At 72.3% G+C, this 16,564-nt stretch carries 15 protein-coding genes; 11 read left to right on the top strand and 4 right to left on the bottom strand.

Annotation, left to right across the window (positions count from 1 at the left end; all coding sequences use genetic code 11):
* Positions 1-9 precede the first annotated feature (9 nt).
* From DN051_RS33010 to DN051_RS32995, 4 genes are all read left to right on the top strand, one after another.
* Positions 10-1,548 (top strand): ATP-dependent DNA ligase, encoded by a 1,539-nt coding sequence (locus tag DN051_RS33010; RefSeq protein ID WP_053757608.1) that lies wholly within the window; start codon positions 10-12, stop codon positions 1,546-1,548.
* The gene (locus DN051_RS33005) at positions 1,545-2,015 is read left to right on the top strand and encodes an NUDIX hydrolase (RefSeq protein WP_053757609.1); all 471 of its coding nucleotides are present in this window, start codon (positions 1,545-1,547) and stop codon (positions 2,013-2,015) included. Before DN051_RS33010 ends, DN051_RS33005 begins: the two co-directional genes overlap by 4 nt.
* A 75-nt stretch (positions 2,016-2,090) precedes the next feature.
* A complete protein-coding gene (locus DN051_RS33000; protein WP_112440328.1) occupies positions 2,091-3,476 on the top strand; it encodes an NADP-dependent succinic semialdehyde dehydrogenase in 1,386 nt (461 codons plus the stop codon).
* Positions 3,477-3,501: 25 nt separating this feature from the next.
* On the top strand, positions 3,502-3,738 hold the full coding sequence (locus DN051_RS32995) for a DUF6213 family protein (RefSeq protein ID WP_053757610.1): 237 nt from the start codon (positions 3,502-3,504) through the stop codon (positions 3,736-3,738).
* 143 nt (positions 3,739-3,881) lie between these two features.
* On the opposite strand, the gene DN051_RS32990 is transcribed toward DN051_RS32995, so the two are convergent.
* On the bottom strand, positions 3,882-5,108 hold the full coding sequence (locus DN051_RS32990; protein WP_112440326.1) for an acyl-CoA dehydrogenase family protein: 1,227 nt from the start codon (positions 5,106-5,108) through the stop codon (positions 3,882-3,884).
* Between the two features lie 170 nt (positions 5,109-5,278).
* On the opposite strand from DN051_RS32990, the gene DN051_RS32985 reads away from it, so the two are divergent.
* Entirely contained in the window at positions 5,279-5,920 is a 642-nt protein-coding gene (locus DN051_RS32985) for a TetR/AcrR family transcriptional regulator (RefSeq protein WP_053757612.1), read from the top strand.
* A 109-nt stretch (positions 5,921-6,029) separates the two neighbouring features.
* Here DN051_RS32985 and def read toward each other — a convergent pair whose 3' ends face one another.
* Entirely contained in the window at positions 6,030-6,569 is a 540-nt protein-coding gene (gene def / locus DN051_RS32980; RefSeq protein WP_053757613.1) for a peptide deformylase, read from the bottom strand.
* Between the two features lie 156 nt (positions 6,570-6,725).
* Between def and DN051_RS32975 the strand changes: the two genes are divergently transcribed.
* The 6 genes from DN051_RS32975 to DN051_RS45945 all read left to right on the top strand — a co-directional run bounded on the left by DN051_RS32975 (position 6,726) and on the right by DN051_RS45945 (position 13,633).
* Complete coding sequence (locus DN051_RS32975; protein ID WP_053757614.1) at positions 6,726-7,964, top strand: MurT ligase domain-containing protein; 1,239 nt, start codon at positions 6,726-6,728, stop codon at positions 7,962-7,964.
* 24 nt (positions 7,965-7,988) lie between these two features.
* Complete coding sequence (locus DN051_RS32970) at positions 7,989-8,717, top strand: type 1 glutamine amidotransferase (protein WP_053757615.1); 729 nt, start codon at positions 7,989-7,991, stop codon at positions 8,715-8,717.
* A gap of 231 nt (positions 8,718-8,948) precedes the next feature.
* A complete protein-coding gene (locus DN051_RS32965) occupies positions 8,949-9,974 on the top strand; it encodes a 6-phosphofructokinase (protein ID WP_053757616.1) in 1,026 nt (341 codons plus the stop codon).
* 132 nt (positions 9,975-10,106) lie between these two features.
* On the top strand, positions 10,107-11,057 hold the full coding sequence (locus DN051_RS32960; protein ID WP_053757617.1) for a cytochrome c oxidase assembly protein: 951 nt from the start codon (positions 10,107-10,109) through the stop codon (positions 11,055-11,057).
* A 583-nt stretch (positions 11,058-11,640) separates the two neighbouring features.
* Positions 11,641-13,449 carry a serine/threonine-protein kinase gene (locus DN051_RS32955; RefSeq protein WP_112440324.1) on the top strand — a complete coding sequence of 603 codons (1,809 nt, stop codon included), beginning with the start codon at positions 11,641-11,643 and terminating at the stop codon, positions 13,447-13,449.
* A 13-nt stretch (positions 13,450-13,462) separates the two neighbouring features.
* Entirely contained in the window at positions 13,463-13,633 is a 171-nt protein-coding gene (locus DN051_RS45945; protein ID WP_107093849.1) for a hypothetical protein, read from the top strand.
* 14 nt (positions 13,634-13,647) lie between these two features.
* Here DN051_RS45945 and DN051_RS32945 read toward each other — a convergent pair whose 3' ends face one another.
* On the bottom strand, positions 13,648-14,853 hold the full coding sequence (locus tag DN051_RS32945) for a sensor histidine kinase (RefSeq protein ID WP_053757619.1): 1,206 nt from the start codon (positions 14,851-14,853) through the stop codon (positions 13,648-13,650).
* A complete protein-coding gene (locus tag DN051_RS32940) occupies positions 14,850-16,562 on the bottom strand; it encodes a sodium/solute symporter (RefSeq protein WP_112440322.1) in 1,713 nt (570 codons plus the stop codon). Before DN051_RS32940 ends, DN051_RS32945 begins: the two co-directional genes overlap by 4 nt.
* Between the last annotated feature and the right edge of the window lie 2 nt (positions 16,563-16,564).

Genomic DNA, 16,564 nt, shown 5'->3' with positions numbered 1-16,564 from the left:
CATGGCTGCATGTTGCTGACCCGGCTCGCCGACGTGTCCCGGGACGTGGCCGCCACCTCGGCGCGGTCCCGCAAGATCGCCCTGCTCGCCGGGCTGTTCCGGGACGCGGAGGCGGACGACGTGCCGATCGTCATCCCCTATCTCGCCGGCAGACTGCCGCAGGGACGGCTCGGCATCGGGTGGAAGGTGCTGAGCAGCCGGGTCCCGCCGGCCGCGCGGCCCTCGCTGACCGTGCGGGAGGTGGACGCCCGGCTCACCGGGATCGGCAAGGTCGCCGGCACCGGCTCGCAGGCGGAACGGGCCCGTCTGGTCGCCGAGTTGATGGGCGCGGCGACCGAGGAGGAGCAGCGGTTCCTGTTCGGGCTGATCACCGGTGAGGTCCGGCAGGGGGCCCTGGACGCCATCGCGGTGGAAGGGCTGGCCGGGGCGACCGGGGCGCCGCCCGCGGACGTCCGGCGCGCGGTGATGCTGGCCGGGTCGTTGCAGGCGGTGGCGCAGGCGCTGCTCGCGGAGGGTCCCGGCGCGCTGGAGCGGTTCCGGCTCACCGTCGGACGGCCGATCCTGCCGATGCTGGCGCACACCGCGTCCTCCGTCGCCGACGCGGTCGGCAGACTGGGGTCCTGCGCGGTGGAGGAGAAGCTGGACGGTATCCGCGTCCAGGTCCACCGCGACGGCGGCGACGTGCGCCTGTACACCCGTACGCTCGACGAGATCACCGACCGGCTGCCCGAGCTGACCGCCGCCGCGCGGGAGCTGCGCGGCGAACGGTTCGTCCTGGACGGGGAGGTGATCGCCTTCGACGCGGCCGGACGGCCGCGCTCCTTCCAGGAGACGGCGAGCCGGGTCGGGTCCCGGGTCGACGTCGCCACGGCCGCCGAGGCGGTGCCCGTCGCCCCCGTGTTCTTCGACGCGCTGTCCGTCGACGGCCGCGACCTGCTCGACCTGCCGTTCACCGACCGGCACGCGGAGCTGGCCCGCCTGGTCCCCGAGCCGATGCGGGTCCGGCGCGTCCTGGCGTCCGGCCCCGACGACATGCCCCGCGCGGAGGAATTCCTCGCCGAAACGCTCCGCCGGGGCCATGAGGGCGTGGTGGTCAAGGCGCTCGACGCGCCCTACAGCGCGGGCCGGCGCGGTGCGTCCTGGCTGAAGGTGAAGCCGGTCCACACCCTCGACCTGGTGGTGCTGGCCGCCGAGTGGGGCCACGGCCGGCGGACGGGCAGGCTGTCCAATCTGCATCTGGGCGCCCGCACCGCGGACGGCGGCTTCGCGATGCTCGGCAAGACCTTCAAGGGGATGACCGACGCGATGCTGACCTGGCAGACCGAACGGCTGAAGGAACTGGCCGTGGAGGATTCCGGCCATGTCGTGACCGTCCGCCCCGAACTCGTCGTCGAGATCGCCTACGACGGGCTCCAGAGATCCACCCGATACCCGGCGGGCGTCACCCTGCGCTTCGCCCGTGTGGTCCGCTACCGCGAGGACAAGCGCCCCGAGGACGCGGACACCGTGGAGACGCTGCTGGCCGCGCACCCGGAGGTGGCACCGTGACCTCCCGGCCGAAGCGGAGCGCCGGCCTGCTGCTGTTCCGGCGTACCGAACCGGGGCTGGAGGTGCTGCTCGGGCACATGGGCGGCCCCTTCTTCGCCCGCCGCGACGCCGGCGCGTGGACCGTGCCCAAGGGTGAGTACGAGGAGGACGAGCCCGCCTGGGAGGCGGCCCGCCGGGAGTTCCGGGAGGAGCTCGGACTGGCGCCGCCGGACGGCGAGGCGGTCCCCCTCGGGGAGGTCCGGCAGAGCGGCGGCAAGATCGTCACGGTCTGGGCGGTGGAGGCCGACCTCGACCCGGCCGAAGTCGTCCCCGGCACCTTCACGATGCAGTGGCCGCCGAAGTCGGGACGTACACAGGAGTTCCCCGAGCTGGACCGGGTGGAGTGGTTCGGTCTGGACGCGGCCCGCGAGGTGATCGTCAAGGCCCAGTCCGCGTTTCTCGACCGCCTGGCGGAGCACTCGGCCTGAAGGGAGGTGCATACGTTGCGCTCCCGTCCGGCGCGCGGGAAGGTCGAAGCACAGTCGCTCCCCAGGAGGTCGGTCATGCCCATCGCAACGGTGAATCCGGCGAACGGCGAGACGCTCAAGACGTACGAGGCCATGGGCGCCGAGGAGATCGAGCGCCGGATCCAGCTCGCCGAGGCCACCTTCCGCACGTACCGGCTGAGCGGCTTCGTCGACCGGGCGCGGCTGCTGCTCCAGGCCGCGAACCTCCTGGACGAGGACCAGCAGGACATCGCCCGCGTGATGACCACCGAGATGGGCAAGCCGATCAAGCAGGCGCGCGCGGAGGCCGCCAAGTGCGCCAAGGCCATGCGCTGGTACGCCGAGCACGCCGAGGAACTGCTCGCCGACGAGGAGCCGGCCGCGGCGGACGTGAAGGACTCGGGCGCCTCCCGGGTCCGGGTGCGCTACCGCCCGCTCGGCCCGGTGCTCGCGGTGATGCCGTGGAACTTCCCGCTGTGGCAGGTGATGCGCTTCGCCGCCCCCGCGCTGATGGCGGGCAACGTGGGCCTGCTCAAGCACTCCTCCAACGTCCCGCAGACGGCCCTCTACCTGGAGGACCTCTTCCACCGGGCGGGTTACACCGAGGGCTGTTTCCAGACCCTGCTCATCGGCTCCTCGGCGGTCGACGAGATCCTGCGCGACGAACGTGTCAGGGCGGCCACCCTCACCGGCAGCGAGCCGGCCGGGCGCGCGGTCGCCGCCACCTCCGGGGAGATGATCAAGAAGACGGTGCTGGAGCTGGGCGGCAGCGACCCGTTCGTCGTCATGCCGTCGGCGGACATCGACCGGGCGGCCCGGGTCGCCGTCACGGCGCGGGTGCAGAACAACGGGCAGTCGTGCATCGCCGCCAAGCGGTTCATCGTGCACACCGACGTCTACGACGCCTTCGCCGAGCGCTTCACCGAGGGCATGAGGGCGCTGCGGGTCGGCGACCCCATGGAGGAGGAGACGGACGTCGGACCGCTCTCCACCGAGCAGGGCCGGGCCGATCTGGAAGAGCTGGTGGACGACGCGAAGCGCTCCGGAGCCGCGGTGCTGTGCGGCGGCGAGCGGCCCGCGGGCGACGGCTGGTACTACCCGCCCACCGTGCTCGCCGGCATCACCCGCGAGATGCGCATCCACCGCGAGGAGGCGTTCGGACCGGTCGCCACGCTGTACCGGGCGGGCGATCTGGACGAGGCGGTGCTGATCGCCAACGACTCCCCGTTCGGGCTGAGTTCCAACGTCTGGACGCGCGACGAGGCCGAGACGGACCGCTTCGTACGGGATCTGGAGGCCGGCAGCGTGTTCTTCAACGGGATGACGGCCTCCCATCCGGCGTTCCCGTTCGGCGGCGTCAAGCGGTCCGGCTACGGGCGTGAGCTGTCCGGGCACGGAATCCGCGAGTTCTGCAACATCACGACCGTATGGCACGGAGCGTGAGCCTTCCGCGGTTACGATCCCCTTTGTGAACCGCGAAGTGACTCTGCCTCTGATCGTCGACGACCGCGGTACCTTGCAGGTGGCCGCGTCCGACGTGAGCAAGCTGCTGCGCACGGTGGGCGGACGCTGGCTGCATCTGGTGGAGGCCGGGCAGGAAGGGCTCGACGAGGACACGGTCGCCGCGCTGACCATCGAGCTGGCGAAGCTGGCCGACCGGATCGACGTGGCCTGCATCGCGCACAGCAGCGGGGCCGGTTCCTAGGCCCGCTCGCGCCCGGCACCGGGGTCGCGTGGTGCGTGGTGCGTGGTGCGTGCGGGACGGTCGTGGCGGTTCGCGCGGTTCCGCGCCCCCGGCCGCGAAGCGGTGACCGGTTCGGAGGGGAACCGCGCGCCGAACGCCCGCGCTCAGCGGATCGGCATCCCCGACAGCGTCCGCGCGATCACCAGCCGCTGGATCTCACTGGTGCCCTCGAAGATCGTGTAGATCGCGGCGTCCCTGTGCATGCGCTCCACCGGGTACTCCCGCGTGTACCCGTTGCCGCCGAGGATCTGGACGGCCTGCGCGGTGACCTTCTTGGCCGTCTCACTGGCGAAGAGCTTGGACATGGAGCCCTCGGCCGCCGTGAACGGCTTGCCGTCGACGGCCATCCAGGAGGCCCGCCAGACCAGCAGACGGGCCGCGTCGATGGCGGTGCGCATGTCGGCGAGCTGGAAGGCCACACCCTGGTTGTCGATGATCGGACGGCCGAACTGCTCGCGGGTCGTCGCGTAGTCCAGCGCCACCTCGAACGCCGCCCTCGCCGTGCCCACCGCCATCGCGCCGACCGCCGGGCGGCTCGCCTCGAAGGTGGCCATCGCGGCGTTCTTCACCCGCTCGCCGCCCTTCCGGGCGGTCTCACGGGCGCGGGCCAGGCGCTCGTCGAGCTTGGCCTTGCCACCGAGCAGGCAGGAGCCGGGCACGCGCACGCCGTCGAGGACGACCTCGGCGGTGTGCGAGGCGCGGATGCCGTGCTTCTTGAACTTCTGGCCCTGGGACAGTCCGGGGGTGTTCGGCGGCACGATGAAGGAGGCGTGGCCCTTGGAGCCCAGCTCGGGGTCGACCACCGCGACGACGACATGGACATTGGCGATGCCGCCGTTGGTCGCCCAGGTCTTGGTGCCGTCGAGCACCCACTCGTCCTTGGCCTCGTCGTACACGGCACGCGTGCGCATGGATGCCACGTCGGAACCGGCGTCGGGCTCGGAGGAGCAGAAGGCGGCCAGCTTGACATCGTTGGCATCGCCGTACATCTGGGGGATCCAGGTGCCGATCTGCTCCTCGGTGCCGTTGGCGAGCACGCCCACCGCGGCGAGGCCGGTACCGACGATCGACAGCGCGATGCCGGCGTCGCCCCAGAACAGCTCCTCCATCGCCATCGGGATACCGAGACCCGTGGCGTCGAAGTACTGCTGGGCGTAGAAGTCGAGGGAGTAGATGCCGACCTTCGCGGCCTCCTGGATGACCGGCCAGGGAGTCTCCTCACGCTCGTCCCATTCGGCGGCGGCGGGACGGATGACATCGGCGGCGAAGCCGTGCAGCCAGTCCCGCACCTCCTTCTGTTCGTCGTTGAGCTCCATGGTGAACTCGGCCATGTCCCCTCCAGGTGGCGCACAAGCATGTTACTAGCGGTAACCGAAGTCTGTTACCGCTGGGTAGGAAAAGTCAACTCACAAGGATCCCCCGGCAGCCCGTTCGAGATGCAGGGTGAGTTGAGTGTTAGTTTGCGCAGGCGTCACCGATTCAGCACGGGTGGGGAGAGCTCATGGACACCACGCAGCGGACCGAGCAGCAGCGGTCCGCCGACCGCCGACGGCGCGAGCTGCTGGAGGCCGCCGACCGAGTGGTGCTGCGCGACGGTCCGAAGGCCTCGATGAACGCCATCGCGGCGGAGGCGGGCATCACCAAGCCGATCCTCTATCGCCACTTCGGCGACAAGGGCGGCTTGTACGCGGCGCTGGCCATGCGGCACACCGACGCGCTGCTGGACTCCCTGCGGGCGGCGCTGGACGCGCCGGCCGACCGGCGGGAGCGGGTCGAGGCCACGCTGGACACCTACCTCGCGGCGATCGAGGCGCGTCCGCAGGTCTACCGGTTCCTGATGCATCCCGCGGAGGGGTCGCAGAGCGAGCAGGAGTTCGACGTCGGCAAGCACTCGGCGCCGCTGCTGCGGCGCATGGGAGAGGAGCTGGCCCAGGTCATCGAGGAACGGCTGGACCTCGGGCCGGGCAGTCAGCAGCTCGCCCGCGTGTGGGGCCACGGGATCGTCGGCATGATGCACGCCGCAGGCGACTGGTGGCTGGGGGAACGCCCCTGCACCCGCGCCGAGTTGGTGCGGAGCCTGGCCGATCTGCTGTGGGGGCGGCTGGCCGCGGCCGGCGACCGGATCGGCGGACCGGGCTTCTGACGACCCTCCGCCGTTCGCGCGGCGGACGGCGGTCGGGCCCGCGCGGCGGACGGCTCCCGGCTCCCGGCTCCCGGCTCCGGGTCACGGCGTCCGCGTGGGCGGGTTCGCCTCACTTGTGCCAGGACGCCCGGCGCACCTGGCGCATCAGCCGCCGGTGCCGCCGGCCCGTCACACGGTCCGCGTACACCGTTCCGTCCAGGTGGTCGCACTCGTGCTGGAGGCACCTGGCGAAGAAGCCCGTGCCGTGGACCGTGACGGGCTCACCCGTCACCGTGAACCCCTCGACGACCGCATGGTCGTGACGTTCGGTGCCCGCCTCCAGACCCGGGAGGGACAGACAGCCCTCCGGACCGCGGAGCACCACCCCGTCCGTCTCGACCAGCCGGGGATTCACCACATGGCCGAGGTGACGAACATCATCGTCGTCCGGGCAGTCGTAGACGAACACCCGGAGCGGCTCGCCCACCTGGTTCGCGGCCAGGCCGACGCCCTGCGCGGCGTACATCGTCGCGAACAAGTCCTCCACAAGGCGGGAGAGTTCGGGGCCGAAATCGGTGACATCCGTGCAGGGTGTGTGAAGGACGGGGTCGCCGAGCAGCGTGAGGGGCCGGACACGCCCGCGGGCGCCCGGGATGGAGCCGTGTCGCATGGCGGCAAGGGTACGGTCCTCGCCGGGGCGATCCGCGCCCCCGGGGATCGTGACCGTGCCGCGATTCGGGCACGTGAGTGGATCTCGATAGGCTGAGGCCTCACCACGTTGCCGGATGCTACGGCGCGGCGCGTACGCAAGGAGGATCGAGATCTGATGGCAGGCAACTCGGACCCGCTCACGCCGCGGGCCAAGCTGGCCGTGACCGCGGGCAAGGCAGTCGCAGCGGCATCGCGCGCCGCGGGACGCGGCAGCGGTTCGGTGATCGGTGGCCGGGTGGCCCTCAAACTCGATCCCGACCTCCTCGCCCGGCTCGCCCAGAACCTGGACGTCGTCCTGGTCTCGGCGACCAACGGCAAGACCACCACGACCCGACTGATCGCCGAGGCCCTGCGCGCCGCCGGCCCGGTCGTGTCCAACGCCCTCGGCGCCAACATGCCGGCCGGCATCACCTCGGCGCTCGCGGGCAGCTCGGAGGCGCGCTACGGCGTCATCGAGGTCGACGAGAAGTACCTCGCCGGGGTCGCCCGGGACACCGACCCGAAGTGCATCGCCCTGCTCAACCTCTCCCGCGACCAGCTCGACCGCGCCGCCGAGACCCGGATGCTCGCCGAGAACTGGCGGGAGGGCCTGTCCGGCTCCAAGGCCGTCATCGTCGCCAACGCCGACGACCCGCTGGTGGTGTGGGCCGCGTCCTCCTCCCCCAATGTGATCTGGGTCGCAGCCGGCCAGATGTGGAAGGACGACGCCTGGTCCTGCCCGTCCTGCGGCGGTGTGATGCAGCGCCCCGGGGACGACTGGTTCTGCGGCGAGTGCGGATTCCGCCGGCCCACCCCGAGCTGGGCCCTGTCCGGCGACCACGTCCTCGACCCGCACGGCTCCGCGTGGCCCATCCACCTCCAGCTGCCGGGCCGCGCGAACAAGGCCAACGCCGCCTCCTCCGCCGCCGTCGCCGCCGTGTTCGGCGTGCCGCCGCAGGTCGCCCTGGAGCGCATGTACCACGTCCAGGCGGTGGCCGGCCGCTACGACGTCGTGCAGTTCATGCAGCGCGATCTGCGGCTGCTGCTCGCCAAGAACCCGGCCGGCTGGCTGGAGACGTTCTCGCTCATCGACCCGCCGCCGACCCCGGTGATCCTGTCCGTGAACGCGCGCGGCGCCGACGGCACCGACACGTCCTGGCTGTGGGACGTCGACTACACGCGCCTGACCGGTCACCCGATCTTCGTCCTCGGCGACCGCCGGCTGGACCTCGCGGTGCGGCTGGAGGTGGCGAACCAGCAGTTCCAGGTCTGCGAGAACCTCGACGAAGCCGTGCAGGCCGCTCCGCCGGGCCGCATCGAGGTCATCGCCAACTACACCGCCTTCCAGGACCTGCGCCGCCGCGTCGGCAACTGACGTACTCGTAAGGACAGTGACTTCATGAGCGACAACCAGCTGCGGGTCGTCTGGATCTATCCCGACCTGCTCAGCACCTACGGCGACCAGGGCAACGTGCTCGTCGTGGAGCGCCGCGCCCGGCAGCGCGGCCTGGACGTGGCCCGGCTCGACGTCCGAAGCGACCAGCCGATCCCGACCTCCGGCGACATCTACCTGATCGGCGGCGGCGAGGACCGGCCGCAGCGGCTCGCCGCCGAGCGGCTGCGCCGCGACGGGGGTCTGCACCGGGCGGTGGGCAACGGCGCGATCGTCTTCTCCGTCTGCGCCGGGTACCAGATCCTCGGCCACGAGTTCATCAACGACCTCGGACAGCGCGAGGCCGGTCTGGGTCTGCTCGACGTGGTCTCGGTGCGCGGCGAGGGCGAGCGGTGCGTCGGCGACGTCCTCGCGGACATCGACCAGCGCCTCGGCCTGCCCCCGCTGACCGGCTTCGAGAACCACCAGGGCGTCACCCACCTGGGCCCCACCGCCCGCCCCCTGGCCAAGGTCCGCCTCGGCAACGGCAACGGCACCGGCGACGGCACGGAGGGCGCGTACAACGACACCGTCTTCGGCACGTACATGCACGGTCCCGTGCTGGCCCGCAACCCGCAGATCGCGGACCTGCTGCTCAAGCTGGCGCTGGACGTCAACGCGCTGCCGCCGACCGACGACCACTGGTACGAGGCGCTGCGCAACGAGCGCATCGCGGCCGCGCAGGCGCCCGCGTAGCTCGAGCGGCGCGGCGGCCGCGCGGCGGGCCGCGCCGTACGAGCCGCGCCGCGGCCCGCGGCCGGGCGGGCCGGAAACAGCCCGTCTGACACACCATCCGCACAGGTGAGCGGGCACGTCCAGCTGGCGGACGTACAGTGCGGCCCCGCCCCCCGTGGACGCTAGGGTGGCGGGGATCGAGCCGGACAGCGTGGTCCGGTCCCCGGCCCACGTTGAGAAGGTATTCGGGCTATGCGCATTGGTGTCCTCACGTCCGGTGGCGACTGCCCCGGCCTGAACGCCGTCATCCGGTCCGTCGTGCACCGCGCCGTGGTCGACCACGGCGACGAGGTCATCGGCTTCCGGGACGGCTGGAAGGGTCTCCTGGAGTGCGACTACCTCAAGCTCGACCTCGACGCGGTGGGCGGCATCCTGGCCCGCGGCGGCACCATCCTCGGCTCCTCACGGGTGCGCCCCGAGCATCTGCGGGACGGTGTGGAGCGGGCGAAGGGCCATGTCGCCGAGCTCGGCCTCGACGCGATCATCCCGATCGGCGGTGAGGGCACGCTCAAGGCGGCCCGGCTGCTGTCGGACGGCGGTCTGCCCATCGTCGGCGTGCCCAAGACCATCGACAACGACATCGCCGTCACGGACGTGACGTTCGGCTTCGACACCGCCGTCACCGTCGCGACGGAGGCGCTGGACCGTCTCAAGACCACGGCCGAGTCGCACCAGCGGGTGCTGATCGTGGAGGTCATGGGGCGGCACACCGGCTGGATCGCGCTGCACTCCGGCATGGCCGCCGGCGCCCACGCCGTGGTCGTCCCCGAACGGCCCTTCGACATCGAGGAGCTGACCGCCCGGGTCGGCGAGCGGTTCGCGGCCGGGAAGCGGTTCGCCATCGTCGTCGCCGCCGAGGGCGCCAAGCCGAAGCCCGGCACCATGGCCTTCGACGAGGGCGGCAAGGACGTCTACGGGCACGAGCGGTTCGCCGGCGTCGCCCGGCAGCTGTCCGTCGAGCTGGAGCAGCGGCTCGGCAAGGAGGCCCGGCCGGTCATCCTCGGGCATGTGCAGCGCGGGGGGACGCCGACCGCGTACGACCGTGTGCTGGCGACCCGTTTCGGCTGGCACGCCGTCGAGGCCGCCCACCGGGGCGAGTTCGGCAAGATGACCGCGCTGCGCGGCACGGACATCGTGATGGTGTCGCTGGCCGAGGCCGTGGAGACGCTGAAGACCGTTCCCGGGGACCGCTACGCCGAGGCGGAGTGCGTGGTGTAGCGGTACAGGCTCCTCCACCGCCCCCGGTCGCAGCAGCGGCCGGGGGCGGTTCTACTCTGGTGCGGACAAACAGCTGTCGGCAGACAGCTGTGGTCGGACAGTGCGCAACCCCCACGAATCAGGAGCCGGCGGATGGATCACAGCGGGCACGGCATGACGATGGATCTGCCGCCGTTCACGCTGGGACGAGGTCTTCAGTGGTCGGCGGACCCGTTCTTCCTCATCGCCTGTCTGCTGGCGCTCGCGCTGTACGGGTGGGGCGTGGTCCGGCTGGTGCGGCGCGGCGACAAGTGGCCGGTGGGCCGCACGGTCTCCTTCGCCGCCGGCGTGCTGAGCATCGGGCTGATGATGTGCACCAGGCTGAACGACTACGGGATGGTCATGTTCAGCGTGCACATGGTCCAGCACATGGTGATCAGCATGCTGTCCCCGATCATGATCCTGCTGGGCGCCCCGATCACGCTCGCGCTGCGCGCGCTGCCGCCGGCCGGCCGCGGTCGCAAGGGGCCGCGCGAGCTGCTGCTGGCCGTGCTGCACAGCCGGTACATGCGGATCGTCACCCACCCGGTGTTCACGATCCCGCTGTTCATCGCCAGCCTCTACGGGCTGTACTTCACCCCGCTGTTCGACTTCCTGATGGAGTCCAAGGTCGGGCACACCTCGATGATGGTGCACTTCCTCGCCGTCGGCCTGGTGTTCTTCTGGCCGATCATGGGTGTGGACCCGGGACCGCACCGGCCGGGATATCTGATGCGGATGCTGGAGCTGTTCGCGGGCATGCCGTTCCACGCTTTCTTCGGCATCGCCCTGATGATGGCGTCCGGCCCGATGATCGGCACCTACAGCGATCCCCCCGCCTCCCTCGGCATCGACGCCCTCGCCGACCAGAACGCCGCCGGCGGCATCGCCTGGGCGTTCAGCGAGATCCCGTCCGTGCTGGTGCTGATCGCCCTGATGTTCCAGTGGTACAGCTCCGATCAGCGCCAGGCAAAGCGCCTGGACCGGGCCGCCGACCGGGACGGCGACAAGGAACTCGAGGCATACAACGCCTATTTGGCCTCACTGAACGCACGCAGCCGCTGACCTCCCTTTCCGGGCGTCTCCTTTCAGTAGCATGAAAAGCGTCGGGGGAACCGCCGGGGGGAGCGGTGATGGCTATTTGCGTTTTCCTGCGCAGGGTGGGGAAATCGGTGTTCCGCACGATCGCCGGCGGCGGAACCGGGCACCGGCGCATCTGTGATGTCGCGCGTGCGAAGGAATTCCTCACCGATCCCGGAAATGGCCCCGAGGAACGAACCCGGGCCGCGGCGCTGAACGGCACGACGGCCGGCATCCGGCCCCTCGCGACCGGTTCACCCAGGTTCTCTTCCGCGCCGGCACGCCCGTGCAGAACCGCGCCGGCGAGACGGTGCGCCTCCCTCGCCGGGCCCGCCGGCCGTCGGCTCATCCCCGCCCGACGCCGCGCGCCCGCCCGGAATCGCCGTACCCCCGCCCAGGACCGCCCCGCCACCGGACGGGAGCGGCACGGGCACGGGTGGTGCGCCGGTCACCGGTAGGCCTCCCGGCAGCCTCCCGGCAGCGTGCCGGTCACCGGCGCGTCCCGGGCCGGGGGCCCGCGGGCGGGCACCACGACGCAGCACCCCACGCAGCACCCCGAGGAGTCACCATGACTTCAGGATCACCGACGTCGGGAGTGGGCCGGGTCATCGCCGGCCGCTACCTGCTGCTGCACCGCCTCGGTGTCGGCGGCATGAGCCATGTGTGGCTCGCCCACGACCAGAGACTGGCGTGCGAGGTCGCGCTCAAGGAGATCGTCCTCCGCGACTCGGGCGAGACCGCCCAGGAGCGTGCGGCGCGGGTCTCCCGGGCCCGCGCGCGGGCCCGGCACGCGGCGGGGCTGCGCGGTCATCCGCATGTGGTGACGGTGCACGACGTGCTGGAGCACGACGGGCTGCCGTGGATCGTCATGGAGTACGTGGCGGGCGCCGTGGACCTGCGCGATCTGGTCGCCCGGCGAGGGCCGCTCGCCCCCGCGGAGTGCGCCCGCGTCGGTCTGGCCGTGCTCGACGCGCTCACCGCCGGACACGAGCGGGGCATCACGCACCGGGACGTGAACCCGGCGAACGTCCTGCTGGCCCCGGACCGCACCGGCGCGCCCTACGGACGGATCCTGCTCACCGGCCACGGGATCTCCGTGCAGCCGGACACCGGGGAGGCCCGGCACACCACGTCGGCACCGACGGGAACCGCGGGCTGTGCCGCTCCGGAGCGCATCATCGGCGGACCGCCCGGCCCGGCCGCCGACCTGTTCTCGCTCGGCTGCACGCTCTACCACGGGGTCGAGGGGCACGGCCCCTTCGACCGGGAGTCGCCCCTGGCGCAGATCACCGCCGTGGTCGCGGAAGAGCCGCGCCCCGCGGTGCGTGCGGGCGCGCTGGAGCCGGTGCTGCGGGCCCTGCTCGCGAAGGACCCCACCCGCCGGATGACGGCGACGGCGGCCGGGGCCGCGCTGGCGCGGATCGTGACACCCCAGGCAGGCGGCCGTCCGCCCACCCGGAACGAGCTCGGCCCGCGGCCCCGCTGGACCGAGGCGTCGGCCCTGCCGCCCGTCGCGACGGCCTCCTCCGCCGCCCCGGCTCCCCCGCCCGTACCCGGCCGACCCCTCTCCCACGCCCTGCGGGCAGCCGCTTCGACGGGCCTCGGGCTGCTGCTCGCGCTCGGCGCGGTCTGGTACGCGCTCGCCGAGCGGACGGCCGACGCCGAGGCCGCGCCGTACGGCCGGGCCGTGGGACTCGCCGCACCGTTGAGGACGGGCGACTGCGTCGTCGCCGACTGGCCCGGCGCCGCCCGGTTCTCCGGCACCCCGCGCCTGTCACTGGACCCGACCTGCCGGGACGGGGCACCGGACGGACAGGTGATGGCGTTCGCCGAGGCCGCGTCCGCGAACGAGGCGCGCGCGACGGGGCCGGCCCGTTGCGAGGAACTCACCCGGGAGACACGCGCCCGGCTGGCCGACGTGCGCAGCTACGCGGTCGTACCGACCTCGGCGGGCTTCGTCCCGGCCGAGGGACGCGCCGCCTGTCTGGTGCTGGGCGCGCACGGGCCGGTGTACGGGCCGCTCGCCGGCCACCGCAGGCCGGGTGCGGCGTTCACGGACACGGCGACCATGCAGAAGCGCGACTGCCTCGACGTCCGCTCCGACCGGGACGTCCGTCTGGCCTCGTGCGCGAGCCGCCACGACGAGCAGGTGCTCGGATTCACCCGTTTGGCCGCGGGGCTGACCCTCGCGCAGGCGCGGACCCGGTCGGACACCGCGTGCGCGCGCGAGGTGCCGCCCGCCGACTACGGATTCGACCCTTCCGTCTACGAGGCCGATTCCTGGACCGGCGAGGGCGCCTGGAAATCGGCCACACATTTGGTCGTCTGCACCGTGCGGAAGCAGAACGGGGGCACCATGGAGGGGGACGAACCATGAGGAGGGTGTTGCGATGCCCGGTTCCACGGACGGTTCTACGAAGACGATGGGTGTGCTGACCGTTGGGGGGCTCGTCGTGGTGACGGCCTACACGGTGGCACTCGGCAGCAACGGCTGGCTGTGGTTCGGCTGGGTGGTGCTGGGACTGATCACGCTCGGTATGGTCGCCACGCGCAGCACCTGAGTTCCCGGGCGGGCTCACTCACGGGTGACCCGCCGCGCCGAATGCACGCCCGGCTGGTACTTCGGCAGCCGGGCGGTGACCTTCATTCCAGCGCCGACGGCCGTCTCGATGACCAGGCCGTAGTCGTCCCCGTAGACCTGGCGGAGCCGGTCGTCGACGTTGGACAGCCCGATGCCGCCCGACGGGCTGACCTCCCCGGCGAGGATGCGGCGCAGCAGGTCGGGGTCCATTCCGGTGCCGTCGTCCTCGATGACCACATGGGCCTCGGCGCCGGCGTCCTGGGCGGTGATGCTGATACGGCACCGGTCGGTCCTGCCCTCGAGGCCGTGTTTGACCGCGTTCTCCACCAGCGGCTGGAGGCACAGGAAGGGCAGCGCCACCGGCAGCACCTCGGGGGCGATCTGCAGGGTGACGGAGAGGCGGTCGCCGAAGCGTGCCCGTACGAGCGCCAGATAGTGGTCGATGGCGTGGAGTTCGTCGGCGAGGGTGGTGAAGTCGCCGTGCCGGCGGAACGAGTAGCGGGTGAAGTCGGCGAACTCCAGGAGCAGTTCGCGGGCCCGTTCGGGGTCGGTGCGGACGAACGAGGCGATCACCGCGAGTGAGTTGAAGATGAAGTGGGGCGATATCTGGGCGCGCAGGGCCTTGATCTCGGCCTCGATCAGCCGGGTGCGGGACTGGTCCAGATCGGCCAGTTCCAGTTGGACGGAGACCCAGCGGGCGACCTCGCCGGCGGCCCGGACGAGGACGGCCGACTCACGGGGCGCGCACGCGACGAGCGCGCCGTGCACGCGGTCGTCGACGGTCAGCGGGGCGACGACGGCCCAGCGCAGCGGGCAGTCGGGCGCGTCGCAGGTGAGCCGGAAGGCCTCGCCGCGGCCGGTCTCCAGCGGGCCGGAGAGCCGTTCCATGATCTCGGCCCGGTGGTGCCCGCCCACTCCGTCCCAGACGAGGACATGGGTGTCGTCGGTGAGGCACAGCGCGTCCGTGCCGAGCAGGGTGCGCAGTCGGCGGGCGGACTTGCGGGCGGTCTCCTCGGTGAGGCCGGCCCGCAGCGGGGGTGCGGCCAGGGACGCGGTGTGCAGCGTCTGGAAGGTGGCGTGCTCGACGGGGCTGCCCAGGCCGCCGAGGCTCTCCGGGCGGGCCGTGCGCCGGCCCAGCCAGAAGCCCGCGGCCAGCAGCGGCAGCACCGCGACGCACAGACCGGCCAGGAAACCGCTCATCCCTTCACCTCCGCGCGCACTTCCTCCGGCAGGTGGAACCGCGCCAGGATCGCCGCCGTCCCGGCGGGGACCCGGCCCGGGGTGGCCAGTGACACCAGCACCATCGTCAGGAAGCCCAGCGGCACCGACCAGAGCGCCGGCCAGGCGAGCAGGGCGTGCAGGGGGCCGGTACCGGGCAGGCCCGCCATGGTCGCGCCGACCGCCAGGAACGCCGAGCCGCCGCCCACCAGCATCCCGGCGGCGGCGCCCGGCGGGGTCAGCCGCCGCCACCAGATGCCGAGCACGAGCAGCGGGCAGAACGACGAGGCGGACACGGCGAACGCCAGCCCGACCGCGTCGGCCACCGGCAGCCCGCCGACCAGCGCGCTCGCCGCGAGCGGCGCGGCCATGGCGAGCGCGGTGCCGAGCCGGAAGTGGCGTACCCCGCGGGTCGGCAGGACGTCCTGGGTGAGCACCCCGGCGACCGCCATGGTCAGTCCCGAGGCGGTGGACAGGAACGCGGCGAAGGCGCCGCCCGCCACCAGCGCCCCGAGCAGGTCGCCGCCGACGCCGCCGATCATGCGTTCCGGCAGCAGCAGGACGGCGGCGTCCGCGTCGCCGGTGAGGGTGAGTTCGGGGGCGTAGATCCTGCCGAGGGCGCCGTACACCGGTGGCAGCAGGTAGAAGCCGCCCACCAGGGCCAGCACGGCGACCGTGGTGCGGCGGGCGGCCACGCCGTGCGGGCTGGTGTAGAAGCGCACGACGACGTGCGGCAGACCCATGGTGCCGAGGAAGGTGGCGAGGATCAGCCCGTACGTCGCGTACAGCGGGCGTTCCTCCCGGTTCTCGGCCCGGGAGGGCGCCAGTCCGCCGCCGCCCGCGGACTCGGCCCGCGGGACGGGGGTGCCCCGGGCGAACGTCAGTCGGGTGCTCCGCTCGATGCGGTGCGTGCCGGTGTCCAGCCGGACCCTGCGGTCCTCGTGGGTGCGGCCGTCGACGGTGCCGGTCACGGTCACCGTCAGCGGGCGGTCGAGCGTCAGGTCGAGGGTGTCGTCGACGCGTACGACGCGCTGCTCCCGGAAGGCGGCGGGTTCGTCGAACGCGTGGCGGGGTGCGCCGTCGCCCTGCCAGGCGAGGACCAGGAACAGCGCCGGGACCAGGAGTGCGGTGAGTTTGAGCCAGTACTGGAAGGCCTGGACGAAGGTGATGCTGCGCATCCCGCCCGCGGCGACGGTCGCGGTGACGACGACGGCGACGATGAAGCCGCCGAGTTCGTCGGGCGCCCCCGTGAGCACGGTCAGGGTCAGACCGGCGCCCTGGAGCTGGGGCAGCAGGTACAGCCATCCGACGCCGACGACGAAGGCGCCGGCGAGTCGCCGCACGGTCTGCGAGGCGAGCCGGGCCTCGGCGAAGTCGGGCAGCGTGTAGGCGCCGGAGCGGCGCAGCGGGGCCGCGACGAAGACCAGCAGCACGAGGTATCCGGCCGTGTAGCCGACCGGGTACCAGAGCATGTCGGGGCCCTGGACCAGGACCAGTCCGGCGATGCCGAGGAAGGACGCGGCGGACAGGTACTCGCCGCTTATGGCGGCGGCGTTCAGCCGCGGGCCGACAGTGCGGGAGGCGACGTAGAAGTCGGAGGTCGTCCGGGATATGCGCAGGCCGAAGGCGCCGACGAGGACGGTGGCGACGACGACCAGGGCGACGGCGGGAACGGCGTATCCGGAGTACACGG

The sequence above is a fragment of the Streptomyces cadmiisoli genome (assembly GCF_003261055.1).
Classification (GTDB): Bacteria; Actinomycetota; Actinomycetes; order Streptomycetales; family Streptomycetaceae; genus Streptomyces; species Streptomyces cadmiisoli.
Note: the sequence above shows the minus strand (reverse complement) of the source record. Positions and strands in the feature narration are given on the sequence as shown.